Below are 259 nucleotides of genomic sequence, written 5' to 3' on the forward strand. Positions count from 1 at the left end.
GCGCTGTTGGCCACCGGCAGGCCCGACCAGAGCGTGCCGCGGTTGCCGATGAACATCGTCGTCATCGGCACGCCGTTGGAGAGCACCAGCGTCTGCGCATTGAACTCGCTGTAGATGCCGCGCACGAGATACAGCGGGTTGTAGCCCTGGTTGTTGCGGCCCACGTGGATGCCGGGCACGGTGGCCCGGACCTGGGCGATGTCCGTCGCGCCCCTCAGCGCGAGGTCCTGCGCCGTGATGACCGTGGCCACCGCGGGCG

The 259-nt window shown here is 69.5% G+C and carries 1 protein-coding gene; it reads right to left on the bottom strand.

The features are described 5' to 3' along the window. Positions 1-259: TonB-dependent receptor plug domain-containing protein (locus AC0IZJ_RS28540; RefSeq protein ID WP_471855639.1), on the bottom strand; the 259-nt coding region annotated here is incomplete at both ends.

Source organism: Roseateles sp. AC306, assembly GCF_979253795.1.